Below are 22,846 nucleotides of genomic sequence, written 5' to 3'. Positions count from 1 at the left end.
CCCGGCGGCGGTCGTGCCGATGACAGGCGTCACGGAGCGTTACGGGGCGCGGAGGTGTGCGGCGGGGCGCGGCGGCGGGAACCCACGCGCCGGGGGATGTACGACGCGGCGGCCCCGCTCCCTGAACCGGGAACGGGGCCGCCGTGACACTGTGGGCGCAGCGCGGCGCCGGGCTCAGCCGCGGTTGTACACCGACGCGTCCACGTCACGCAGCATGCAGGTCAGCCGGGCGCTGCAGACCCGCTTGCCGTCCTCGTCGGTGATGGCGATCTCGTACGTGGCGGACGAGCGGCCGCGGTGCAGGGGGGTGGCGACGCCGGTGACCAGGCCGGAACGGGCGCCGCGGTGGTGGGTGCAGTTCAGGTCGACGCCGACGGCGAGCTTGGTGGGGCCGCCGTGCAGCATCGCGCCGACCGAGCCGAGGGTCTCCGCGAGCACCGCGGAGGCGCCGCCGTGCAGCAGCCCGTACGGCTGGGTGTTGCCCTCGACGGGCATGGTGCCGACGATCCGCTCCGGGGCGGCCTCCAGGACCTGCACGCTCATGCGCGTACCGAGGTGACCGGCGGAGAACAGCGCGGCGAGGTCCAGGCCGAGCCCGGCCCACTGGTCGATGATCTCCTGCGGAAACGTGGTCGCGCGCTGCTCGCCCATGTCCTGCGGCTCCGTTCGTGTGCCGGTGGCGCCGACGGGGCGCGCGGGAGCGCCGCCGGTCCGACGCCGGTCGTTGAGTCGTGCACGTTCTTATCAGGCTACGGAGCGGCGGTACGGTCCGGGGCCGCACCGCCGCTCCGCACCGCCCGGTCACGTCTGCGGTGCCACCGGCTCCAGGCGGACCACCAGCGACTTCGAGGCGGGGGTGTTGCTGGTGTCGGCGGTGTGGTCGAGCGGCACCAGGACGTTGGTCTCCGGGTAGTACGCGGCAGCGCAGCCGCGCGCCGTCGGGTAGTGGACGACGCGGAAGCCGGGCGCGCGCCGCTCCGTACCGTCGGTCCACTCGCTGACGAGGTCGGTGTACGAGCCGTCGGCCAGGCCCAGCGTACGGGCGTCCTCGGGGTTGACCAGGACGACGCGGCGGCCGTTCTTGATGCCGCGGTAGCGGTCGTCGAGGCCGTAGACCGTGGTGTTGTACTGGTCGTGCGAGCGCAGCGTCTGCAGGAGCAGCCGCCCTTCGGGCAGGTGCGGGTACTCGACGGGCGCCGCCGTGAAGTTGGCCTTGCCGGTGGCCGTGGGGAAGCTGCGGCTGTCGCGCGGGGCGTGCGGCAGGGCGAAGCCGCCGGGGCGGGCCACCCTGGCGTTGAAGTCCTCGAAGCCGGGGACGACGCGGGCGATCCGGTCACGGATCGTGCCGTAGTCCTTCTCGAAGTCCTCCCAGGGCGTGCGGCTGTCCGGGCCGAGGACGCGGCGCGCGAGGCGGGCGACGATGGCGGGCTCGGAGAGCAGGTGCGGGCTCGCGGGCGCCAGGCGGCCGCGCGAGGCGTGCACCATGCCCATGGAGTCCTCGACGGTCACGAACTGCTCGCCGCCCGCCTGTATGTCGCGCTCGGTGCGGCCAAGGGTGGGCAGGATCAGGGCGCGGGCGCCGGTGACGACGTGCGAGCGGTTGAGCTTGGTGGAGACGTGGACGGTCAGCCGGGCGCGGCGTACGGCGGCCTCGGTGACGTCCGTGTCGGGGGTGGCGGAGACGAAGTTGCCGCCCATGGCGAAGAAGACCTTGGCGTCGCCGTCGCGCAGGGCGCGGATGGCCCGTACGACGTCCAGGCCGTGCTCGCGGGGCGGTGCGAAGCCGAACTCCTTCTCCAGGGCGTCCAGGAAGGCGGGGGCGGGGCGCTCGAAGATGCCCATCGTGCGGTCGCCCTGCACGTTGCTGTGGCCGCGTACGGGACACACGCCGGCGCCGGGGCGGCCGATGTTGCCGCGCAGCAGCAGGAAGTTGACGACTTCCTGGATGGTGGGGACGGAGTGCTTGTGCTGGGTCAGGCCCATGGCCCAGCAGACGATCGTGCGGCGGGACGCCAGGACCATGTCCAGGGCGCGCTCGATCTCCTCGCGGGTCAGGCCGGTGGCGGCGAGCGTCGCGTCCCAGTCGGTGTCCGCGCGGGCGGCCGCGGCGAACTCCTCGAAGCCGTGGGTGTGCTCGGCGACGAACTCGGTGTCGACGGCGCCCTCGGTCTCCAGGATGAGCCGGTTCAGCGTACGGAAGAGGGCCTGGTCGCCGCCGATGCGCACCTGGAGGAAGAGGTCCGTGAGAGCCGTGCCGCGCCCGGCGAGGCCGCGCGGGGTCTGCGGGTTCTTGAAGCGCTCCAGGCCCGCCTCGGGCAGCGGGTTGATCGAGATGATCTTCGCGCCGCCGGCCTTGGCCTGCTCCAGGGCGGAGAGCATCCGGGGGTGGTTGGTGCCCGGATTCTGCCCGGCGACGATGATCAGGTCGGCCTTGTACAGGTCCTCCAGCAGGACGCTGCTCTTGCCGATGCCGATGGTCTCCGTCAGCGCCGAGCCGGACGACTCGTGGCACATGTTGGAGCAGTCGGGCAGGTTGTTCGTGCCGAATTCGCGGGCGAAGAGCTGGTAGAGGAAGGCGGCCTCGTTGCTCGTACGGCCGGAGGTGTAGAAGACGGCCTCGTCGGGGGAGCCGAGCGCGGTCAGCTCCTCGCCGATGATGTCGAAGGCCCGCTCCCAGGGCACGGGCTCGTACCGGTCGGCGCCCTCGGCCAGGTACATGGGCCGGGTCAGGCGGCCCTGCTGGCCCAGCCAGTAGCCGCTGCGGTCCGCGAGGTCGGCGACCGGGTGGGCGGCGAAGAACTCCGGGGTGACGCGGCGCAGCGTGGCCTCCTCGGCCACGGCCTTGGCGCCGTTCTCGCAGAACTCGGCGGCATGGCGGTGCTCGGGCTCGGGCCAGGCGCAGCCGGGGCAGTCGAAGCCGTCCTTCTGGTTGACCCGGAGCAGCGTCAGCGCCGTGCGGCGCACGCCCATCTGCTGCTGGGACACGCGCAGCGCGTGCCCGATGGCCGGCAGGCCGACGGCGTAGTGCTCGGGCGCCGTGACCTCGGGCGCGTCCTGGATCGGGTCCGACGCGGGCGGCTTGCCTGCCATGGCGCTCTCCCTTGAGCCGGGCCCAGCCCGCCGTCCGGAGTGTGCCCGGGCGGCTGCTGAGCGTGTTCTGTGCAGTTGGGGTGCTTGCGGCGCGGTCGCGCGCGAGGCCGCGGCCGGTTGTCCGTACGCCTCAGATCCTGTCACGGACGACTGACAGCGGCGCCGCCGCGGTCGTCGCGGCGGGGATTGTCAGTGGGGCGTGGCAGGATCGGGGATGTGGCAGCAAAGGCAGCGAAGAAGAGCGAAGCGACCGGCACCGAAGCGGTGGAGGGCGGCCGTCCCCGGCTGCTCCTGATGGACGGGCATTCCATGGCGTACCGGGCGTTCTTCGCCCTGCCCGTGGAGAATTTCACCACCGCCACCGGACAACCGACCAATGCGATCTACGGCTTCGCGTCGATGCTCGCGAACACCCTGCGTGACGAGGCCCCCACGCACTTCGCGGTGGCCTTCGACGTCTCGCGCAAGACCTGGCGCTCCGAGGAGTTCCCCGACTACAAGGCGAACCGCTCCAAGACCCCCGACGAGTTCCGCGGCCAGGTCGAGCTGATCAGCGAGATGCTGGACGCGATGCACGTCAAGCGGTTCGCCGTGGAGGGCTTCGAGGCCGACGACGTCATCGCCACGCTCGCCACCCAGGCCACCGCCCAGGGCTTCGAGGTCTCCATCGTCACCGGCGACCGTGACTCCTTCCAGCTGGTCACCGACGACGTCACCGTGCTCTACCCGACCAAGGGCGTCTCCGAGCTGACCCGCTACACCCCCGAGAAGGTCCAGGAGAAGTACGGCCTGACCCCGGCCCAGTACCCGGACTTCGCGGCGCTGCGCGGCGACCCGTCCGACAACCTGCCCGGCATCCCCGGCGTCGGCGAGAAGACCGCCGCGAAGTGGATCAACCAGTTCGGTTCGTTCGCGGAGCTGGTGGAGCGCGCCGAGGAGGTCAAGGGCAAGGCCGGGCAGAATTTCCGCGACCACCTGGAGGCGGTCAAGCTCAACCGCGTCCTGACCGAGATGGTGCGCGACGTGGAGCTGCCGTGCGGCCCCGCCGAGCTGGTGCGCGAGGCGTACGACCGCAAGGCGCTGACCGTCTTCCTGGAGGCGCTGGAGATCCGCAACCAGGGCCTGCGGGAGCGCCTGCTGGCCGCCGACCCGGGCGCGGCGGAGGCCGAGGACGCCGGGCCCGCGCCCGCCGAGGTGGAGATCGACGGCACGGTCGCCGGCGCCGGCGAGCTGGCCCCGTGGCTGGCCGAGCACGGCGGGAAGCTGCTGGGCGTCTCCACGGTCGACACCTGGACGGTGGGCAGCGGCAGCGTCGCCGAGGTCGCCCTGGCCACCGCCGAGGGCCCGGCCGTCTGGTTCGACCCCACCGAGCTGGACGAGGCCGACGAGCGGGCCTTCGCCGCCTGGAGCGCCGACCCCGCGAGCCACAAGGTCATGCACAACGTCAAGGGCCTGATGCGGGTCTTCGGCGAGCACGGCTGGACCATCGACGGCGTCACGATGGACACCGCCCTCGCCGCCTACCTGGTCAAGCCGGGCCGCCGCTCCTTCGCGCTGGACGCCCTGTCCGTCGAGTACCTGGGCCGCGACCTGGCCCCGGCCGCCGAGGGCGACGGGCAGCTCGCCTTCGGCGCCGACGACCGCGCCCAGGCGGACGCCCTGATGAACCAGGCCCGCACCGTCCTGGACCTGGGCGCCGCCATGACCACCAAGCTCGACGAGGTCGGCGCGGCCGGCCTGCTCCGCGACCTGGAGCTGCCGACGAGCGTGCTGCTGGCCCGGATGGAGCGGGCCGGCATCGCCGCCGACCGGGGCTGGCTGGAGCGCATCGAGCAGCAGTTCGCCGCCGCCGTCCAGCAGGCCGTGCAGGAGGCGCACGCCGCGGCGGGCCACGAGTTCAACCTCGGCTCGCCCAAGCAGCTCCAGGAGGTCCTCTTCGGCGAGCTGGGCCTGCCCAGGACCAAGAAGACCAAGACCGGTTACACCACCGACGCCGACGCCCTGGCCTGGCTCGCCGCGCAGACCGAGAACGAACTCCCGGTGATCATGCTGCGGCACCGGGAGCAGTCCAAGCTGCGCACGACGGTCGAGGGCCTGATCAAGACGATCGCGGCGGACGGCCGGATCCACACCACCTTCAACCAGACCGTCGCCGCCACCGGCCGCCTCTCCTCCACCGAGCCCAACCTGCAGAACATCCCGGTCCGTACGGACGAGGGCCGCGCCATCCGCCGCGGCTTCGTGGTCGGCGAGGGGTACGAGTCCCTGCTGACCGCCGACTACAGCCAGATCGAGCTGCGCGTGATGGCCCACCTCTCCGAGGACGAGGGCCTGATCGAGGCGTTCACCTCCGGTGAGGACCTGCACACCACCGTCGCCTCCCAGGTCTTCTCGGTCGCCAAGTCCGAGGTCGACCCGGAGATGCGCCGCAAGATCAAGGCGATGTCCTACGGCCTGGCGTACGGCCTGTCGGCGTTCGGCCTCTCCCAGCAGCTCGGCATCCAGCCCGACGAGGCCCGCCGCCTGATGGACACCTTCTTCGAGCGGTTCGGCGGGGTGCGCGACTACCTCCAGGACGTCGTCGACAAGGCCCGCGCCACCGGCTACACCGAGACGATCATGGGCCGTCGCCGCTACCTCCCCGACCTGAACAGCGACAACCGCCAGCGCCGCGAGATGGCCGAGCGGATGGCGCTGAACGCCCCCATCCAGGGCACCGCCGCCGACATCGTCAAGGTGGCCATGCTCCGGGTCGACGAGGCGCTGCGCGCGGCCGGCCTCACCTCCCGGATGCTGCTCCAGGTCCACGACGAAATCGTGGTCGAGGTCGCGCCCGGCGAGCGGGGACAGGTCGACGAGCTGGTGCGCCGCGAGATGGCGGGCGCCGTACAGCTGCGCGCCCCACTGGACGTGTCGGTCGGTTACGGCGGCGACTGGGAGTCGGCGGCGCACTGAGCCGGGAGCGCACGGCCGGCGGTGCGTACGGCCGGGGCGTACGGCTGTGGGCGCTCGCCGCGTACGGCCGCGAGGTGCCGCGTACGGATGCGTACGCGGCGCTTCACGGCCGCCTGGCCGTGCGCACGCTCGGGACCCTGCCCGTGGCGCGTGACCGGGGCCGTCCGGCCGTGCCCGTGCCCGGCTACCGCCGCGCGTCGGCGTCGTCGTACGGGGTCGGATGGCCGGCCCGGGGCGCGCGGCGGTGCAGCAGCCGTACCGCCACCGCGTACAGCGGCAGCCCGAGGGCGAGGCCCGCGCCCGCGCCGAAGAGCACGGTCGGTATGTAGTCGAACCAGGTCACCGTCAGGGCCCCGAACTCGGCGCGGGCCCGCAGCGTACGGTGCACGGCGCCGCCGAGCAGGCACAGCGCGAGCAGCGCCACGCCGAGCAGCCGCCGCCTTCCGGCCACTGCCGGCAGCCCGGCCGGAGCGGGCGCGTCCGGTGCCTGCCGCAGCGCCGTCCACAGGAACCAGCCGAGCACGGCCAGGGCCAGCGCCGACGTGCCGTACTGGACGTACGTGCAGAGCGGGAAGCCGCCGACGACCTCGTTGAGGACGGGGAAGAGCCGGGTGCCCCAGCGGCCCGGATGCGTGAACGCGTCCCACACGATGTGGGTCAGCGCGCCCAGCACCGCCGAGACGTAGAACCACGCGGCCAGCACGGTGAGCGGCCCGACGCCCGTCGGCCGGGGACGGCCGCGCACCACCGCGTAGACCCTGCCGCGCCGGGCCGCCGGCAGCAGCGCCACCAGCGGTTCACGCAGCAGCAGCCAGCCGCCGACGAGCAGGACGGTGATCAGTACGTCCACCGTGAGCACGCCCGGCACCCCGTGCGTGACGTCGCCGAAGAGCATGGCGCCGGGCAGCACGGTGTCCGCGTAGTACGTCATGTCCGGCGCGAACGATCCGGCGACGAGAGCCGAGGCGACCAGCGGCCCGCGCGCTGTCCCGGACCGGCGCAGCGCTGGGAGCACCGCAGCAGCGTGGCTGAGTGTGAACGGCATGACTCTCTCCCTGATCGTTTAGGATCAGTATGTCTGGCGTTGAGAGCAGTAGATGCCCGCCGGAAGTTGTCGTAGTGTCACGTGAGTTGGGAGCGCCGGGGAGCGCTGCACGGCGACGTGCGCGCGGTGGATCAACGCGGAGGGGACGGGCACAGATGGCAGCCACATTCGGGCGGCGGCTTCGCAAAGGAGCGGCCTCGACGGCGGTGGCAGCGCTCGCGCTGGCCGCCCTGACCGCGTCCCAGGCGCCGGGCGCGGCCGAGGCCACGACCGGGAACAGCGCCAAGGACCCCGCACCGGCGGGCAACACCCCCATCGACGGCGGTTCGCCCTACTACACCGACCTGCCGCCTCTGAACAGCCCGGTCAAGCCCGGCGGTTCCCCCGGCACCGGCGGCCCGGCCGCCTCCGGCCCGGCCGAGGCGGGCATCCCCGCCACCGTCCTGGACGCGTACCGGAAGGCCGAGGCCCGCGTCGCCCAGTCCGACCCCGGCTGCCGGCTGCCCTGGCAGCTGCTCGCCGCCATCGGCAAGGTGGAATCCGGCCACGCCCGCGGCGGAGCCGTGGACGCCGAGGGCACCACCGTGCAGCGCATCACCGGCCCGCAGCTCAACGGCAACGGCTTCGCGCGGATCACCGACACCGACCACGGCGTCTTCGACGGCGACACCACGCACGACCGCGCTGTCGGCCCGATGCAGTTCATCCCCTCCACCTGGTCGCACGGAGGCCCCGACGGCACCGGCTGGGGCGCCGACGGCAACGGCGACGGCAAGAAGGACCCCAACAACATCTACGACGCCGCCCTCGGCGCCGGCCGCTACCTCTGCGCCAACAACCGCGACCTGTCCGTGCAGCGCGACCTGGACAAGGCGATCCTCGGCTACAACCCGTCGACGACGTACCTGAACACGGTCCTGTCCTGGCTCGCCTACTACCGCAAGGGCACCCACGAGGTCCCCGACGGCAGGGGCCTGCTGCCGGTGCACCGCGGCGGCGCGGGCAGCGGCCGGGACACCTCCGCGGGCGCCGGGCCCACGCCGGGCCGTACGCCCGTCCCCAGCCCCCGGCCCGGCACCGGCCACGGCGACGGCGGCAGCAACACCGAGCCCGGCGGCCCCGGCAGCGGCAAGCCGGGCCACGGCAAGCCGGGCGGTGGCAAGCCGGGCGGCGACAGCAAGCCGACGACCCCGCCCGCCGACCCCAGCACCCCCAAGCCCACCGACCCGCCGACCACGCCGCCCACCAAGCCGCCGACGAAGCCGCCCACGAAGCCCGCGCCGGTCACCGTCCTGGAGCGGGTCGGCACCGAGGACCTCACGGCCACCGCCGGCGAGGACTTCGCCGAGCCGGTACGCGTTCGGGCGAAGAACGCCGACGGCAAGCCCGTCGCGGGCGTACCCGTCGAGTTCCGGGTCGTCGGCGGGACCGGTGCCCGCTTCGGGGGCAAGACCGACCACGTCACCGTCCTGACCGGCGCCGACGGCATCGCCACCGCGCCGAAGCTCAGCGCCGGCGACCGGGCCGGCAGCTTCACCGTCCGGGTGACCGCGGTGGGCCGCCAGGTCCCCGCGACCGACGTCCGCGCCACCGTCAAGGCCAAGCCGGCGCCCGCGCCCAAGGCCGACGCGCTGGCCCGCACCTCCGACACCGAGCTGACGGCGAAGGCCGGCACCTCCTTCGCGGCGGGCGCCGTCGAGGTCGAGGCCACCTACCAGGGGAAGATCGCGGCGGGCGTCGCGGTGACCGCGACCATGGTCACCGACGACCCGAAGCAGCCCGTGGAGAACGACAAGGGTCCGTACTTCGCCGATGCGGGCGCGGACCAGGAGCAGGGCGAGGACCAGGGCAAGGGCAAGGACAAGCCGGTCCGCAGCCTCACTCTCAAGACCGGCGCGGACGGCCTGCTCAAGCTGCCGGAGATCCGCACCGACGGGCAGGCCGGTACGTTCCTGCTGCGTCTGACCACCGCCGACGGCGCGGTGCTGACCGTGAAGCTGATCGTCACGGCGTAGCCGCGTACCGCGAAGCCACTGCCACCGCCGTCCCGCTCCCACCGAGCCGGACGGCGGTGGCGGTCGTGGTGGCGCCCCGTGTTCGGGGTCGCGGGGCACGGAGTCACGGGCCGCGGTCGTGGTGCAACGTGTTCTCATCTGCGCCGCCCGTTGCTACGGTGCCCCAGCCTGACGCCCTGACGCCCTGCCACAGGCTCTCAAGGGAGGCCGACCATGCGCGCACTGACCGCCGCCGCGATCGGACTGGCCGCGGCCTTCGCCCTCGTCCTCGCCGCCACCGCGGCCGGCGCGCCCAGCGGCGAGACCTCACCCGAACCGCTGCGCACCACGGTCCCCGCACACCCCTGAGAGGGAGGGCGCCGCCGTCATGCGACGCAAAGCCAGCCTGGTCCTGCTCGCCTTCGCCGTCTTCTTCGCCGCGCTGTCCCCGCTGCTGCGCTGGTACGCCTTCCCGCGGCTCGCCAAGATCCCGCCGAACCAGTACCAGGACATGGTCCTGGAGGCCGAGCCCGCCACCCTCCTCGATTACGGCACGATGAAGGCCCGCCAGGTCCCCAAGGTCTCCATCGTCCAGACGCTCAAGGGCAACGTCGAGGAGTCCGAACGCATCGAACGGACCGCCGGCCGCGACGTCGTGGTCTGGGACGCGCTCTCCTACGTCGTGGGCCCCGACGGCAAGATGGTCTCGCAGATCCCCGAGCGCTACATCTTCGACGCCCACACCCAGGAACCCGTGCACGCCACCGGCGAAATGGTCGACGGCGACCCCGTACGGCGTACCGGCATCGAGTTCAAGTGGCCCTTCCTCACGGAACCGCGCGACTACGACTATTTCGACGCACAGACCCGCACCTCCGCCCCCATCCACTACAAGGGCACCCACACCTTCCGGGGCCTGGACGTCTACTACTTCGAGCAGACCATCCCCTGGACCAAAGTGCCGCTCCCGAAGAAGATGCCGGTCCAGGGCATCACCCCCCAGGCCGTCGAGAAGGCCGGCACCAGCCGCTGGTACAGCACCAAGCGGATGTTCTGGGTGGATCCGGTCACCGGCGCGCCCGTCAACGGGGAGGAGATCCACCGGGAGGAGCTGCGCGGCGGCAGCCTCGTCCCCGGCGGCGGCAAGGTCACCGCCTTCTCCGGACACGTCAAGATGCGGCCGGACTACGTGGCCGCCACGGTCGACCTGGTGACCTCCCAGCGCCGGCTCGTCCTGCTCCTCACCAGCTACCTGCCCTGGGGCTTCCTCGCCCTCGGCGCCGCACTGCTCGCCCTGAGCCTCGTCCTGGAGGCCCGCGGCCGCCGTCCGGACCGGGCGCGCCCGGAGCCGGACCGTACCGAGCGCATCAGCTCCGCTTGAGACGCGCCGTCGTGTGCCGGGTCGGCTGGGCGCCGGACGGGTCCTCGGGCCAGGGGTGCTTCGGATACCGGCCGCGCAACTCGGCCCGTACGGACCGGTAACCGTCCTTCCAGAAGGACGCCAGGTCGGCCGTGACGGCAGCCGGCCGCCCGGCGGGGGACAGCAGGTGTACGAGCACGGGGACGCGGCCGCCCGCCACCCTCGGGGACTCCTGCCAGCCGAACAGCTCCTGGAGCTTGACGGCCAGCACGGGCTGCTCACCCCCGTAGTCCACCCGGATCCGCGAACCGCTCGGCACCTCGATGCGCTCCGGCGCCAGCTCGTCGAACCGGACCGCCGCCCCGCTCGCCCACGGCAGCAGCCGGGCCAGCGCCTGGCCCGCGTCGATCCGCTCCAGGTCGGCACGCCGCCGCGCCCGGCCCAGCTCCACACCCAGCCACGTGTCGAGCCGCTCGAGCAGCGCCGCGTCCGACACGTCGGGCCAGTCGTCGCCCACCACCCGGTGCAGGAAGGCCATCCGCTGCCGCAGCGACCGCGCGCCGTCGGACCACCGCAGCAGCCCGAGCCCGTCCTCGCGCAGCCCGTCCTCCAGGGCCTCCCGGACGAGGGCGGGGCCGGGGGAGCGGAGCGGGCGGGCCACCAGTTCGACGGCGCCGAGCCGTTCGACGGAACGGGCCACCACGTCCCCGCCGGCCCAGCGGACCTCCTCGCCCGCCGTGTACAGCGCCCCGGCCGCGGCGCGCGCGGTGGCCTCGTCGATCACGGCCGCCAGCCGCACCCGTGCGGACGCCGCCGCCACGGGCCGGTCGGCGACCGCCACCGCCAGCCACGGCGCGCTGCGCAGCCGCGAACCGTCCGCCGGCTCAGCACCGGTTCCGGACGCCATCAGGAACGCGCCCGCGCCACGGGCCCGCGCCACCCGCTCGGGGAACGCGAGGGCGGCCACCAGACCGGCGGCCACGTCGTCACCGGCAGCCGCCTGGTCACCGGCACGGACGGCGGAAGGGACCGGACCGGCGGCTACCGGTCCCGGATGCGTCCGCGCGTCGGGCCGCTCCCGCGAGTCCGTACGCGCCCCGGAACGCTCCCGCGCGCCCTCCCGTGATCCCGTCACCGCCGAGGCCAGCCGGCGGGCCTCCTGGCGCCAGCGGGCACCGTACGTGTCCTGTCCCCGCCGGGCCGTACGCCACGCAGCGGCCAGATCGTCCCCGTACTCCCGCGGCGGCTCCTCGCTCAGCAGCGCGACCACCTCGGCAGCACGGCGCTCACCGACCTGCCGCGCGCCGTCCAGCAGGGCGCGCGCCAGGCGCGGATGCAGACCGAGCCGGGACATCCGTACACCGCGGTCCGTGACCCGCCCGTCCGCGTCCACCGCGCCGATCGCCGTCAGCACCTCACGCGCCGCGGCCAGCGCGCCGGCGGGCGGCGCGTCGAGCAGCGCCAGGCCCGCCGCGTCCGGATCGCCCCAGCAGGCGGCCTGCAACGCGAACGCGGTGAGGTCCGCGACCTTGATCTCCGGCGCCGGGAAGCGCGGCAGCCGCACGTCCTCGCCTTCGGACCAGCAGCGGTAGACCGTTCCCGGCGCCTCACGCCCGGCCCGCCCCGCACGCTGCCGGGCCGATGCCTGAGAGGCCCGTACGGTCGTCAGCGCGCTCAGCCCGCGCGCATGATCGGTACGGGGCTCCCGCGCCAGCCCGCAGTCCACGACCACCCGCACGCCCGGCACCGTCAGACTCGACTCGGCCACCGAGGTCGCCAGCACCACCCGGCGCCGGCCCGTACCCCCCGCCAGCACGGCGTCCTGCACGGCGGCCGGCGCCCGCCCGTGCACCTGCACCACCTCGGTACCGGTGTCCACAAGATCACTCAACTGTCCCGCGACCCGGGCGATCTCGCCCACGCCGGGCAGGAAGCAGAGCACGTCCCCCGGTCGCTCGCGCAACGCCCGCCGCACCGTCGCCGCGACGTGCCCGAGCAGCGCCGGATCGACCCGCATACCGTGCGCGGGCCGCACCGGCCGCTCCGGCGGCGCCCAGACGACCTCCACGGGATGGGAGACCCCTGCGGCCTCCACCACCGGAGCGCCCGCGCCGTCCCCGCCCAGCAGGCGGGCCCAGACCGCCGCGTCCGTCGTCGCCGAGGCCGCGATCAGCCGCAGTTCCGGGCGCAGCGTCGCGCGTACGTCCAGGAGGAAGGCGGCGGCGGTGTCGGCGTCCAGGTGCCGCTCGTGGCACTCGTCCAGCATCACGGCATCGACACCCGACAGCTCAGGGTCACGCTGCAACCGTTGCAGCAGCACACCGGTCGTCACGACCTCCACGACCGTACGGGGACCGGCCTTGCGCTCGCCGCGCACGGTGAAGCCCACCCGGCCGCCCACCTGCTCTCCCAGGAGCCACGCCATCCGCCGGGCCGCGGCGCGGGCGGCGATCCGGCGCGGCTCGGCGACGAGCACGCGGCGGGGGCGGCCACCCGCAGGGTCCTCCGGACCGGTCAGACCGGTCAGACCGGCCAGCGCCAGCGGCACCAGGGTCGTCTTGCCGGTGCCCGGAGGCGCACAGAGCACCGCCGCGCCGCGCCGGTCCAGCGCGTCCTCCAGGGCGGGCAGGGCGGTCCGTACGGGCAACTGGGCGAGGGCGTCGTGGTGGATCACGCCACCAGTTTCCCGGACTGCCGTGTAGGGAGGCGGGCGGGCCCGAGGCGGGTCCGTGCGGGCTGGTGCGGGGCCGCGCGGTCCGGTGCCGGACCGTTCTTTCGGTCCGCGAGGCGGATCCCTGAGTCCGCGACGCGGATATGTCATCCCGCGGCGCGGCCCCTGTTCAGTCCGCGTTCAGTCCGCGACGCAGACGAAGATCGCCGTACCGGGGATCAGATTCCCGCGCAGTGGCGACCAGCCGCCCCACTCCTGGGTGTTCCATTCCGGCCACTCCGGCTCGACCAGGTCCACCAGCCGGAAGCCCGCTGCGGCCACGTCCCGTACCCGGTCGCCGAGCGTCCGGTGGTGCTCCACGTACACCGCGCGGCCCGTCTCGTCCTGCTCGACGTAGGGCGTGCGGTCGAAGTACGACGCGCCCACGCTCAGGCCCTCGGGGCCCGGCTCGTCGGGGAAGGCCCAGCGGATGGGGTGGGTCACCGAGAACACCCAGCGCCCGCCCGGCCGCAGTACCCGCCGTACCTCCCGCATCACGCGTACCGGGTCGGCGACGAAGGGGACCGCCCCGTACGCGGAGCACGCGAGGTCGAAGGAGGCGTCCCGGAAGGGCAGCGCGCCGGCGTCCGCCTCGACCAGATCGAGCTGCGCCGACACGCCCGGGACGCAGGTACGGGCCGCGCCCGCGGACTCCGCCCCCGTACCGATCCGCAGGGCGTGCTGGAGCTGCCGGTGCGAGAGGTCGAGCGCCACCGGGTGGGCGCCCTGCGCCGCCAGCCAGCGCGAACACTGGGCCGCGCCCGCGCCGATCTCCAGGACGCGCCGCCCCTTCAGCTCCGTCGCGGGCCCCAGCAGCCCGGCCTCCGCCTCGTCCAGCCCCTCGGGGCCCCAGATGAACCGGTCGTCCCCGAGGAACGCTCCGTGGTCGTTCTGGTACTCGTCCGCGTTGCGGTCCCACCAGCCTCGGCTGGCCCGGCTGCTCTCGGTGTCCGAGGCGGCACGTCGTGTCGCCTCCGGCTCGTACTCTTGGATCATCACGCCCGTCGTCGTACTCTTCGCTGAGCTTGTGGCTGCCGGTGGCCGAGAGGCCCCGACGGCCTCGCGGAACATGGTGTGCGCCGGTTATGGGGCGTTCCGCCCCGGGTGTGCGCCTTCGCGCATTGACCGTGTCCGGCTGCCCCCGTATGCTACAAGTTGCGCTGCGGGCCTGCGCACCTCAGACGGAGCAGGTCGCGCTCGCATCTGTATGTATGTCCCCTCGGTTTTCGGGACGCTGCCGGTGCTTCGGTTCATTCGGAAGTGCCGCGTCAAGCGTCCCTGACGCTGTCCGGTCTTATGCAGAAGCGATACAGGCTCCCGGCGTAGCAGTACCTACGACTTCAATGTCCGTACCGGAGCCCTTTCCCACATGACGAGCAGCACCGAGACCACCGCCACCACCCCGCAGGTTGCGGTCAACGACATCGGTAACGAGGAAGCCTTCCTCGCCGCGATCGACGAGACGATCAAGTACTTCAACGACGGCGACATCGTCGACGGCGTCATCGTGAAGGTCGACCGGGACGAGGTCCTGCTCGACATCGGTTACAAGACCGAAGGCGTTATCCCGAGCCGCGAGCTCTCGATCAAGCACGACGTCGACCCCAACGAGGTCGTCGCCGTCGGTGACGAGATCGAGGCCCTTGTTCTCCAGAAGGAGGACAAGGAAGGCCGCCTGATCCTCTCGAAGAAGCGCGCCCAGTACGAGCGTGCCTGGGGCACCATCGAGAAGATCAAGGAAGAGGACGGGATCGTCACCGGTACCGTCATCGAGGTCGTCAAGGGTGGTCTCATCCTCGACATCGGCCTCCGTGGCTTCCTGCCGGCCTCCCTGGTCGAGATGCGCCGCGTGCGCGACCTGCAGCCCTACGTGGGCAAGGAGCTCGAGGCCAAGATCATCGAGCTGGACAAGAACCGCAACAACGTGGTCCTGTCCCGCCGTGCCTGGCTGGAGCAGACCCAGAGCGAGGTCCGCCAGACCTTCCTCACCACCCTCCAGAAGGGCCAGGTGCGCTCCGGCGTCGTCTCCTCCATCGTCAACTTCGGTGCCTTCGTGGACCTGGGTGGCGTCGACGGCCTGGTGCACGTCTCCGAGCTGTCCTGGAAGCACATCGACCACCCGTCCGAGGTCGTCGAGGTCGGCCAGGAGGTCACGGTCGAGGTCCTGGACGTCGACATGGACCGCGAGCGCGTGTCCCTGTCGCTCAAGGCGACCCAGGAAGACCCGTGGCAGCAGTTCGCCCGGACCCACCAGATCGGTCAGGTCGTCCCGGGTAAGGTCACCAAGCTCGTTCCGTTCGGTGCGTTCGTGCGCGTCGACGAGGGCATCGAGGGCCTGGTCCACATCTCCGAGCTGGCCGAGCGCCACGTGGAGATCCCGGAGCAGGTCGTCCAGGTCAACGACGAGATCTTCGTCAAGGTCATCGACATCGACCTGGAGCGTCGCCGGATCTCGCTGTCGCTGAAGCAGGCCAACGAGTCCTTCGGCGCCGACCCGACGGCGGTCGAGTTCGACCCGACCCTGTACGGCATGGCCGCGTCCTACGACGACCAGGGCAACTACATCTACCCCGAGGGCTTCGACCCGGAGACCAACGACTGGCTGGAGGGCTACGAGGCCCAGCGCGAGGCCTGGGAGACCCAGTACGCCGAGGCGCAGCAGCGCTTCGAGCAGCACCAGGCCCAGGTCATCAAGTCCCGCGAGGCCGACGAGCAGGCTGCGGCCGAGGGCGCGGCGGCTCCGGCCGCGGGCGGCTCGGGCAACGCCGGCGGCGGCAACGTCTCCGGTGGCTCGTACTCCTCGGAGTCGGCGGACAACTCCGGCGCCCTGGCGTCGGACGAGGCCCTGGCCGCGCTGCGCGAGAAGCTGGCCGGCGGCCAGAGCTGAACCGCGTCAGCCGGTCCCGGTAGCCGATAGGCCCTAGCTGGTAGATCGATACCGGCCGGTAGGACATGGAAGGCCCGCCCCCCCCTCGTGGGGGCGGGCCTTCGTCGTGTGTTCGGGGCGGGGGCTGAGGGAGCTGCGGGGTGAGAGCGGGGGCTCAGGAGTTGGAGGTCGCTATCCGACGGGGACGCCCGGGGTGGCGATCCCGCGTCCGCCGGTGACCTTGTTGTCGCCGGTGATCGTGACCGGGCAGCCGGACGCGTCGTAGTTGGTGATGTGGAAGCCGTAGCGGTTCGGGCCGGCGGCTCCGCTCAGATCGGACCGGTTGTTGCGGAAGACCGTGCCGCAGCCCCAGCCCGGCTGCTGGCTGTGCGTCTCGTACCCGTTGTTACGGGTGTGTTTGCCGGTGTTGTTCTCCACCAGGACCTTGTTGCCCTTGATGTCGGCCCACGAGTCGTCGTAGTGGGTGCCGGTCAGCCCGCTGCCGTCGAAGGTGTTGCCGATGATCTTCGCGCCGGTGGTGCCCTCCTTGATGTCGATGTTCTCGCCGCCGACGCCGGGCCCGATGGTGTTGCGCAGGATCTGTACGTTGTCGCTCCTGTCCCCGTTACCGCCCGCACTGCCCACATAGACCCCCTCACCCATACCGCTGCCGTCCCGCCCGGTGTCGTGGATCCGCGAGTCCTTGAGGACGCCGTCCTTGCTGGACTTACGGAAATGCACGCCCTCCATGTCCAGACCGTGCACGGTGACGGAGTCGAGGACCACGCCGTTCGCCGCGTCCGTCACAATGCCCTTCTGGCCGCCGGTGACGGTGATCCCCCGTACCGTCCAGTACGAGGCGCCGTCCAGGTGGAGCCCGTAACCGCCACTCGCACGCAGAACGGCCTTGGCGGAGCCGCTGAGAGTGATCCGCGCCGAGGCGCCGGCCGCGGTGGTGGCCTTGAAGTTGCCCTGGTACGTGCCGTCCGCGAGCCGGATGGTGTCGCCCGGCCTGGCAGCCGACAGCGCGCTCTTGAGCTGGGCAGCCGTGGAGACGTCAATGATGCGGGCGACGGCCGGCGCGGAGCCCGGGCCGCCCGGGGCGCTCCCGTGCGCCGTCGCGGAGGCCGGGAGCAGGGCGCCGACACTGAGAAACGCGGTGACGGAAAGCGGCAGAACGGAACGCTTATGCATCGATGGGCCTTCCTGTACGTGAACGAAGAACGTCAACATGAACAGGGAACGGTGGTGAAGGTAGCACCTAACGGTGCGGGGTCAACGGGGCGTGGCGGGTGGGGCGTTGGGGCTGCGGCGTGGAAGCGTGGTGGTCCGTCGTGCGCCCGCTCCGTGCTGCCGCTCTGCACTGCCGCTCTGTACTGCCGTTCTGCTGTGCCGAACGGGAAAGTCGGACCCGAAAGCCGGACTCGCCTGACGTTGCAGCCCGGCCCGGATTCTTGGCTCCGAACTGGGGGCGGCCCGCCAGGGTTCACCGACATGAACGCGCGTACATGATCCATGCCTCCTGTGAGGCACCGGTCAGCGTTGCCGTCACATGCACCCGCCAGGCGGCGCCCGCCGGTGCTCCGCCTTCCCGGAATCCGCGGTCGCGGTGGTGCGTGTGGCGGATGGCGGCGGGAATGCCGGAGGCACGTCCGACGTTCTGGGGGACGGACATCGAGGAGGAGCGGACACTGTGTTGGATCCCCAGGGTTTGTACGAATGGGAGCCGAGCGGGCTCGCGGCGGTCGAGGCGATCACCGCGCGGGACTCCGCGGGGTTGGTGCTGCTGTACCACTTCGACGGCTACATCGATGCCGGTGAGACCGGCGACCAGATCGTGGAGCGGCTGCTGGGCGGCCTCACCCACCGGGTCGTCGCCCGCTTCGACCACGACCGGCTCGTCGACTACCGCGCCCGCAGGCCGCTGCTCACCTTCCAGCACCACCGCTGGACCGCTTACGAGACCCCGAGCATCGAACTGCGGCTCGTCGAGGACGCCACCGGCGCGCCGTTCCTGCTGCTGTCCGGCCCGGAGCCGGACGTGGAGTGGGAGCGTTTCGCCGCCGCGGTGCGGCAGATGGTGGAGCGGCTCGGCGTACGGCTGGCGGTCAACTTCCACGGCATCCCGATGGGCGTCCCCCACACTCGCCCCGTGGGCCTCACGCCGCACGGCAACCGCACCGACCTCATGCCCGGCCACAGCAGCTTCTTCGACGAGGCCCAGGTCCCGGGCAGCGCCGAGTCGCTGATCGAGTTCCGGCTCGCGGAGGCCGGCCACGACGTGCTGGGCGTGGCCGCCCACGTACCGCACTACGTGGCCCGCTCCCCGTACCCGGACGCGGCGCTGACGGCGCTCGAAGCGGTGACGGCCGCCACCGGGCTGGTGCTGCCGACTGCGGCGCACTCGCTGCGTACGGAGGCGCTGCGCACCCAGGAGGAGATCGAGCGGCAGATCGCCGAGGGGGACGAGGAACTGGTCGCTCTGGTGAGCGGCCTTGAGCACCAGTACGACGCCGTGGCCGGCGCGGAGAGCCGGGGCAACCTGGTCGCCGAGCCGATGGAACTCCCGTCCGCGGACGAGATCGGCCGGGAACTGGAACGCTTCCTGGCGGAACGCGAAGGCGAGGGCGGCAGCGCCTGAGAGCCACCTGCCGTCCCCGTCCGGTGGCCATGACCGTGGCCATGGCCGGGGGCGGAGCGGGCCGTATAGCGTGGGCCCCATGGTGAAGGTGGGACTTACGGGCGGTATCGGCGCGGGCAAGAGCGAGGTGTCGCGGCTGCTCGCGTCGTACGGCGCGGTGATCGTGGATGCCGACAAGATCGCACGCGAGGTGGTCGAGCCGGGCACGCCCGGACTCGCCGCCGTGACCGCGGCATTCGGCGAGGACGTGCTGTCCGCCGACGGCACCCTGGACCGGCCCAAACTGGGCGCGATCGTCTTCAACGACCCGGAGAAACTCCAGGCGCTGAACGCGATCGTGCACCCCCTGGTGGGCGCCCGGTCGGCCGAACTGGAAGCAGCGGCCGGCCCGGACGCGGTGGTCGTACACGACGTCCCCCTCCTCACCGAAAACGGCCTCGCCCCCCTGTACGACCTGGTCATCGTGGTCGACGCCACCCCGCACACCCAACTCGACCGCCTGGTACGGCTGCGCGGCATGGCCGAGGGTGAGGCAAAGGCCCGCATGGAGGCACAGGCGACGCGCGAAAACCGCCTGGCCATCGCCGACCTCGTCATCGACAACGACGGCCCGCTGGAAGCCCTCGAACCCCAGGTACGCAAGGTGTGGCAACACCTGCGCGAGCGGGCGAGCTGAGCGCAGCCTTGCGTGGCGGCCTGCCGAAGGGGCGGGTCGGACCGGCGCAGCGCCCGGCCCATTGGTTCCCCGTCGGCCCGTTCGTCGTCAGCATTCCCGGCGTGACACGGACCCGGAGTCCGAGCCGCTGGCTCCCGCGCAGATCATCCCCGGTGAATCGGTGGTGATCGGTGGTGACCGGCAGGAGCCTCTGGGAGCCGCCGGACGGCAAGCGGGTACGGGGCAGCTGCCAGTCACCCGAGTGTGGTCACGGATACCGAGGCACCCGCTGAGGGCCGCGCGACTGGCCTCCGCACACCGGCGTCGTACACGGCATCGAACGGACCATGCGAACAACGGACGTCAGGTTGCGAGCCGGCCGGGTGGGGAATTCGACGAGGGAGGCGCTTGTTGTGCCGCACGTAACGCCCGCGGAGCGGGTGACGCATGTGCTTGCCCGAACCGAAGCGGCGAGCTACGTGCGGCTGGTGGCCCGTGGTACGGGAGAGGAGACGGCCGTGGCCGAACGCAGCCCTGAGACGAACGTCATCGACTTCCGGGCCGCCGAGCAGTTGCTGGCGGCCCGCGACGCGCGCGGCGCTGTGCAACTTCTGGACCCCGTCATCGCCGCTCACCCGGAGAACACCGCGGCCCGCCTGCTGCGCGCCCGTGCCTTCTTCCTCGCTGCCCAACTCCGTCCGGCCGAACTGGAATTCCAGATCGTCCTGGAACGTGAACCGGACAACGCCTTCGCCCACTTCGCCCTGGCCCGCACTCTTCAGCGCGCCAACCGCCCGGAGGAAGCCCAGCGCCACTTCCGTCTGGCCGCGGCTCTCGACCCCCGCCCCGACTTCATCGAAGCCGCCCGCTTCGAACCGCCGACAGACCCCGAAGAGGCGTAGGACGCGACTCGCGACCCGGTTGCTCTTCCGCTAGCGGCCGTCGCCTATGCGCCCTCGGTCACCCCCTTCCCCGTTGTCGTCATCGCTCCTACCCGCGCCAGGCCGGTCCCGGCCCCGGCTGCCTATGCCGTGATCACCTCGCCCATGGCCGTTCCAGCCGAGGTCGGCCGGGCTGCGGCGGGATGGCCGGGGGCCTGGGCCGTGGTCGGGTTCGTACGGCGGCACGTCCCTCCCCGGCTGGTAGTGCGGCCCTTGGTGGATGTGCCGTATCACCATCGCCAGGTCGGTGGCGGCGAGTGCGGTCACCACGGCGCACGCTGCCGCCCACTCCGGCCTGCCGGCCAGCACGAACGCCACCGTGCCTGCCGCGGCCCACAACATCCCCCACAACGCCAGCCCACGTCGCATCTTCAGCGGGCTGCGCGCCTGGAGAGGCTCATTACCGGTACGCATCACCACTCACCACACATCGCTCCTCGCATGTGTCACGTTTTGTGTCGTGTGTTGTCGTGTGTTGTCTTGCCCTGTGCGCGTCTGCACGGTGCACCGTTGTCCTCGGCCGTCCAGCACCGTCTGTTGCCGAGCGCCGAGCGCCGAGCGCCGAGCGCCGAGCGCCGAGCGCCGAGCGCCGAGACCGTAGGCCGAGCGCGGCGCTGAGGACGTTCCTGTTGCAGGCTCTGCGGTGTGTCTCTCCTTTCAGGGTCCTCCTGACCCGTGGTTCGCGTCATGTGGTTCGTGATCGGACGCCAGGTCTGCACCGGAGACCGGCTCCGGTCGGCATCGATCTCTGCCGCGCTCACGGTGATCCCCGTGGCAGGCCCGGGCGGGGGTCGCCGGCCGGGTGGCTGTTGAGCCATGTCAGGCCGCCGATGTCGAGGTGGGTCCGGGCCCGCGTGACGGCCACGTAGGCCAGGCGCGCTTCCGCGAGGTCGATGGGCCCGGGGAGCGGTTCTCCGTCCGCGTCGCGTTCGTCGAGGTCGTCAGGGCCCGTGAAGTCCTCCGCGATCCGGACCGTCGGCCACTCCCGCCCCTTGGCCCGGTGTGCCGTCGAGACCGTGACCTCGGCTGTTTCCTCCTCGGACAAGCGGTCCAGTGCTTGCAGCAGGGCTTCTGTGCCGTGTTCGTCGACGAGTTCGACCAAGGGCTGGAGATCCCGGCCGGACGGGTCGTACCCGGCGTACTCCCGCAGCTCCTCCCAGGACTCGAAGAGCATCAGATCGGGGTGGGACGGGCGGCGCCCCGATCTGAGGTCGTGTGCGGCCTGCGCCAGCGCGGCCAGCGTCCCGCCGCCACCCGCCAGCGCCACCCGGCGGCCCTGTTCGAGCTGCCGTATCACCTCCACCATCGCTCCGACGTTGGTCCGGCACAGGACCGCGTCCGGTCTCGGGACCTTCTCCAGCTCGGTGACCAGGCAGGGTGAGCCGTCGAGCCGAATCGGTGCGCCGACGATGGCCAGCCAGCGATTGGCTTCCTCGGCCAGCGCCGGGCCGAAGCGGAAGGAACGGGACAGGGTCAGCTGCCGGCCGTCGAAGGTACTCATCACGTCGCGTGCTCCGCGCCATCCGTAGATGGCCTGCGCGGAGTCCCCGACCATGACCAGCTGGGCATGTCCGCGCTGGGAGGTGAAGATCCGCTCGACCACGGGGTTGGTGTCCTGGGCCTCGTCGAGCAGGAGGAAGTCCGCCGTGATCTTCGGGGCGCCCAGTGCCCACATCTTCAGGTAGTGATCGTGCTCGAAACGCACGGTGCCCCGCTCGGGGTGCTGGAGATCGGCCCATGCCTTGCGCGCGAAGGGCAGGACGATCTCTGTCAGCTGCTCGTGCAGCACGTCCGCCTCGGCTCCGCGCAGCCGTGGCACATGCTGGTCCGTGAGGTCCGAATCGGCGGTCTGGCAGAACCGGGTCACGGTGCGCAGGGCCGAGTACGACAGCGCCTTGTTGCCGATCCGGCGGGCACCGATGCGTACGTTCATCCCGGCGTCGATGCCCAGGGCGGCACCGATGCGCCAGCCCGCCTGCCGAGGGGCGTTCAGCCGGGCCTGGTAGTCCTTGCCGACGGACGCGTACGCGAGCGCGTGGGCGGTACTGCACGTGACGTGGCGGGGGAAGCGCCGGGAGGCGTCCCGCGCGATCGACCTGTTGAAAGCGATGTAGCGGCCCTGTCCGCACGGTGGACGCCCGCGCGGGGGCGGGCAGAGGGCCAGCGTGGCGAGCGTGGTCGTCTTGCCCGTGCCGGCCCCGGCCTGGATCACGAGGTGGTCGCCGGTGCGGAAGGCGTCCGCGGCGGCGGTCTGCTCGGCTGTCGGACGGCTCATGACGACGGTCGGACGGTGCATGGCTGCTCCTCGCTCTGTAGCTTTTCGTCACTGTGCGTGACGACTGAATCGACGGTAGCCGATCGCGAGCCGGCCGTGGGATTTCTCTCGCGACCTGTGGATAACTTCGTCCCGGCGCTCGTCGGCGGGGCCGTTGTCAGTGCCGTCTGCTTCCATCGACCTCACGCGGATCGATCGGGTCGGACTCGGTCGCGGCGCTTTCGGCGCGGTGCCGGCTCCGGTCCGTCACTGTCGCCGGCCGGCAGCGGAAGGCAGGGGTGGGTGTGGACGACCGTAAACTCGCAGGTCGGAGG

16 protein-coding genes are annotated in these 22,846 nt (G+C 72.1%); 8 read left to right on the top strand and 8 right to left on the bottom strand.

Going from position 1 to position 22,846, the window contains the following annotated elements; translation table 11 throughout:
* Nucleotides 1-174: 174 nt before the first annotated feature.
* Together ACZ4Z1_RS20805 and ACZ4Z1_RS20800 are read right to left on the bottom strand one after the other, a co-directional pair.
* Nucleotides 175-651 carry a PaaI family thioesterase gene (locus tag ACZ4Z1_RS20805; protein WP_468488062.1) on the bottom strand — a complete coding sequence of 159 codons (477 nt, stop codon included), beginning with the start codon at nucleotides 649-651 and terminating at the stop codon, nucleotides 175-177.
* Between the two features lie 150 nt (nucleotides 652-801).
* Nucleotides 802-3,090, bottom strand: a complete 2,289-nt coding sequence (locus ACZ4Z1_RS20800) for an FdhF/YdeP family oxidoreductase (RefSeq protein ID WP_468488061.1) — start codon at nucleotides 3,088-3,090, stop codon at nucleotides 802-804.
* Nucleotides 3,091-3,306: 216 nt separating this feature from the next.
* Here ACZ4Z1_RS20800 and polA point away from each other — a divergent pair, with 216 nt between their 5' ends.
* Nucleotides 3,307-6,045 carry a DNA polymerase I gene (gene polA, locus ACZ4Z1_RS20795; protein WP_468488060.1) on the top strand — a complete coding sequence of 913 codons (2,739 nt, stop codon included), beginning with the start codon at nucleotides 3,307-3,309 and terminating at the stop codon, nucleotides 6,043-6,045.
* Nucleotides 6,046-6,229: 184 nt separating this feature from the next.
* Here the strand turns inward: polA and ACZ4Z1_RS20790 are convergent, their stop codons facing one another.
* Entirely contained in the window at nucleotides 6,230-7,090 is an 861-nt protein-coding gene (locus ACZ4Z1_RS20790; RefSeq protein ID WP_468488059.1) for a DUF4184 family protein, read from the bottom strand.
* A 155-nt stretch (nucleotides 7,091-7,245) separates the two neighbouring features.
* Here ACZ4Z1_RS20790 and ACZ4Z1_RS20785 point away from each other — a divergent pair, with 155 nt between their 5' ends.
* From ACZ4Z1_RS20785 to pgfA, 3 genes are all read left to right on the top strand, one after another.
* Nucleotides 7,246-9,105, top strand: a complete 1,860-nt coding sequence (locus tag ACZ4Z1_RS20785; RefSeq protein ID WP_468488058.1) for a lytic transglycosylase domain-containing protein — start codon at nucleotides 7,246-7,248, stop codon at nucleotides 9,103-9,105.
* Between the two features lie 213 nt (nucleotides 9,106-9,318).
* The gene (locus ACZ4Z1_RS20780; protein ID WP_468488057.1) at nucleotides 9,319-9,453 is read left to right on the top strand and encodes an SPW_0924 family protein; all 135 of its coding nucleotides are present in this window, start codon (nucleotides 9,319-9,321) and stop codon (nucleotides 9,451-9,453) included.
* A 19-nt stretch (nucleotides 9,454-9,472) separates the two neighbouring features.
* Nucleotides 9,473-10,465, top strand: a complete 993-nt coding sequence (gene pgfA / locus ACZ4Z1_RS20775; RefSeq protein WP_468488056.1) for a cell envelope lipid trafficking protein PgfA — start codon at nucleotides 9,473-9,475, stop codon at nucleotides 10,463-10,465.
* Here the strand turns inward: pgfA and hrpB are convergent.
* Together hrpB and ACZ4Z1_RS20765 are read right to left on the bottom strand one after the other, a co-directional pair.
* Nucleotides 10,452-13,118 (bottom strand): ATP-dependent helicase HrpB, encoded by a 2,667-nt coding sequence (hrpB, locus tag ACZ4Z1_RS20770; protein WP_468488055.1) that lies wholly within the window; start codon nucleotides 13,116-13,118, stop codon nucleotides 10,452-10,454. The two genes, pgfA and hrpB, sit on opposite strands and share 14 nt — an antisense overlap.
* Nucleotides 13,119-13,295: 177 nt before the next feature.
* Nucleotides 13,296-14,150, bottom strand: a complete 855-nt coding sequence (locus ACZ4Z1_RS20765; protein WP_468488149.1) for a class I SAM-dependent methyltransferase — start codon at nucleotides 14,148-14,150, stop codon at nucleotides 13,296-13,298.
* A gap of 373 nt (nucleotides 14,151-14,523) precedes the next feature.
* On the opposite strand from ACZ4Z1_RS20765, the gene rpsA reads away from it, so the two are divergent.
* Complete coding sequence (gene rpsA, locus ACZ4Z1_RS20760; RefSeq protein WP_030021005.1) at nucleotides 14,524-16,041, top strand: 30S ribosomal protein S1; 1,518 nt, start codon at nucleotides 14,524-14,526, stop codon at nucleotides 16,039-16,041.
* A gap of 171 nt (nucleotides 16,042-16,212) precedes the next feature.
* Here the strand turns inward: rpsA and ACZ4Z1_RS20755 are convergent, their stop codons facing one another.
* Nucleotides 16,213-17,214: a right-handed parallel beta-helix repeat-containing protein gene (locus ACZ4Z1_RS20755; RefSeq protein ID WP_468488054.1), complete on the bottom strand. Its 1,002-nt coding sequence runs from the start codon at nucleotides 17,212-17,214 to the stop codon at nucleotides 16,213-16,215.
* A 499-nt stretch (nucleotides 17,215-17,713) separates the two neighbouring features.
* Here ACZ4Z1_RS20755 and ACZ4Z1_RS20750 point away from each other — a divergent pair, with 499 nt between their 5' ends.
* From ACZ4Z1_RS20750 to ACZ4Z1_RS20740, 3 genes are all read left to right on the top strand, one after another.
* Nucleotides 17,714-18,661 carry a proteasome assembly chaperone family protein gene (locus tag ACZ4Z1_RS20750; RefSeq protein ID WP_468488053.1) on the top strand — a complete coding sequence of 316 codons (948 nt, stop codon included), beginning with the start codon at nucleotides 17,714-17,716 and terminating at the stop codon, nucleotides 18,659-18,661.
* 79 nt (nucleotides 18,662-18,740) lie between these two features.
* Entirely contained in the window at nucleotides 18,741-19,337 is a 597-nt protein-coding gene (coaE, locus tag ACZ4Z1_RS20745) for a dephospho-CoA kinase (RefSeq protein ID WP_468488052.1), read from the top strand.
* A 497-nt stretch (nucleotides 19,338-19,834) separates the two neighbouring features.
* Nucleotides 19,835-20,218: a tetratricopeptide repeat protein gene (locus ACZ4Z1_RS20740; RefSeq protein ID WP_468488051.1), complete on the top strand. Its 384-nt coding sequence runs from the start codon at nucleotides 19,835-19,837 to the stop codon at nucleotides 20,216-20,218.
* Between the two features lie 30 nt (nucleotides 20,219-20,248).
* Here ACZ4Z1_RS20740 and ACZ4Z1_RS20735 read toward each other — a convergent pair whose 3' ends face one another.
* Nucleotides 20,249-20,671 (bottom strand): DUF6343 family protein, encoded by a 423-nt coding sequence (locus ACZ4Z1_RS20735; RefSeq protein WP_468488050.1) that lies wholly within the window; start codon nucleotides 20,669-20,671, stop codon nucleotides 20,249-20,251.
* A gap of 343 nt (nucleotides 20,672-21,014) precedes the next feature.
* Nucleotides 21,015-22,532 carry a UvrD-helicase domain-containing protein gene (locus tag ACZ4Z1_RS20730; RefSeq protein WP_468488148.1) on the bottom strand — a complete coding sequence of 506 codons (1,518 nt, stop codon included), beginning with the start codon at nucleotides 22,530-22,532 and terminating at the stop codon, nucleotides 21,015-21,017.
* Nucleotides 22,533-22,846 lie beyond the last annotated feature (314 nt).

It is taken from the genome of Streptomyces sp. NPDC030165, assembly GCF_055573595.1.
Note: the sequence above shows the minus strand (reverse complement) of the source record. Positions and strands in the feature narration are given on the sequence as shown.

What these genes read in the sequence shown, in the direction of transcription:
- ACZ4Z1_RS20805 (WP_468488062.1), bottom strand. Translation starts at nt 651, where the DNA reads ATGGGCGAGCAGCGCGCGACCACGTTTCCGCAGGAGATCATCGACCAG.
- ACZ4Z1_RS20800 (WP_468488061.1), bottom strand. Translation starts at nt 3,090, where the DNA reads ATGGCAGGCAAGCCGCCCGCGTCGGACCCGATCCAGGACGCGCCCGAG.
- ACZ4Z1_RS20790 (WP_468488059.1), bottom strand. Translation starts at nt 7,090, where the DNA reads ATGCCGTTCACACTCAGCCACGCTGCTGCGGTGCTCCCAGCGCTGCGC.
- ACZ4Z1_RS20785 (WP_468488058.1), top strand. Translation starts at nt 7,246, where the DNA reads ATGGCAGCCACATTCGGGCGGCGGCTTCGCAAAGGAGCGGCCTCGACG.
- ACZ4Z1_RS20780 (WP_468488057.1), top strand. Translation starts at nt 9,319, where the DNA reads ATGCGCGCACTGACCGCCGCCGCGATCGGACTGGCCGCGGCCTTCGCC.
- pgfA (WP_468488056.1), top strand. Translation starts at nt 9,473, where the DNA reads ATGCGACGCAAAGCCAGCCTGGTCCTGCTCGCCTTCGCCGTCTTCTTC.
- ACZ4Z1_RS20765 (WP_468488149.1), bottom strand. Translation starts at nt 14,150, where the DNA reads ATGATCCAAGAGTACGAGCCGGAGGCGACACGACGTGCCGCCTCGGAC.
- rpsA (WP_030021005.1), top strand. Translation starts at nt 14,524, where the DNA reads ATGACGAGCAGCACCGAGACCACCGCCACCACCCCGCAGGTTGCGGTC.
- ACZ4Z1_RS20755 (WP_468488054.1), bottom strand. Translation starts at nt 17,214, where the DNA reads ATGCATAAGCGTTCCGTTCTGCCGCTTTCCGTCACCGCGTTTCTCAGT.
- coaE (WP_468488052.1), top strand. Translation starts at nt 18,741, where the DNA reads ATGGTGAAGGTGGGACTTACGGGCGGTATCGGCGCGGGCAAGAGCGAG.
- ACZ4Z1_RS20735 (WP_468488050.1), bottom strand. Translation starts at nt 20,671, where the DNA reads ATGCGTACCGGTAATGAGCCTCTCCAGGCGCGCAGCCCGCTGAAGATG.
- ACZ4Z1_RS20730 (WP_468488148.1), bottom strand. Translation starts at nt 22,532, where the DNA reads ATGAGCCGTCCGACAGCCGAGCAGACCGCCGCCGCGGACGCCTTCCGC.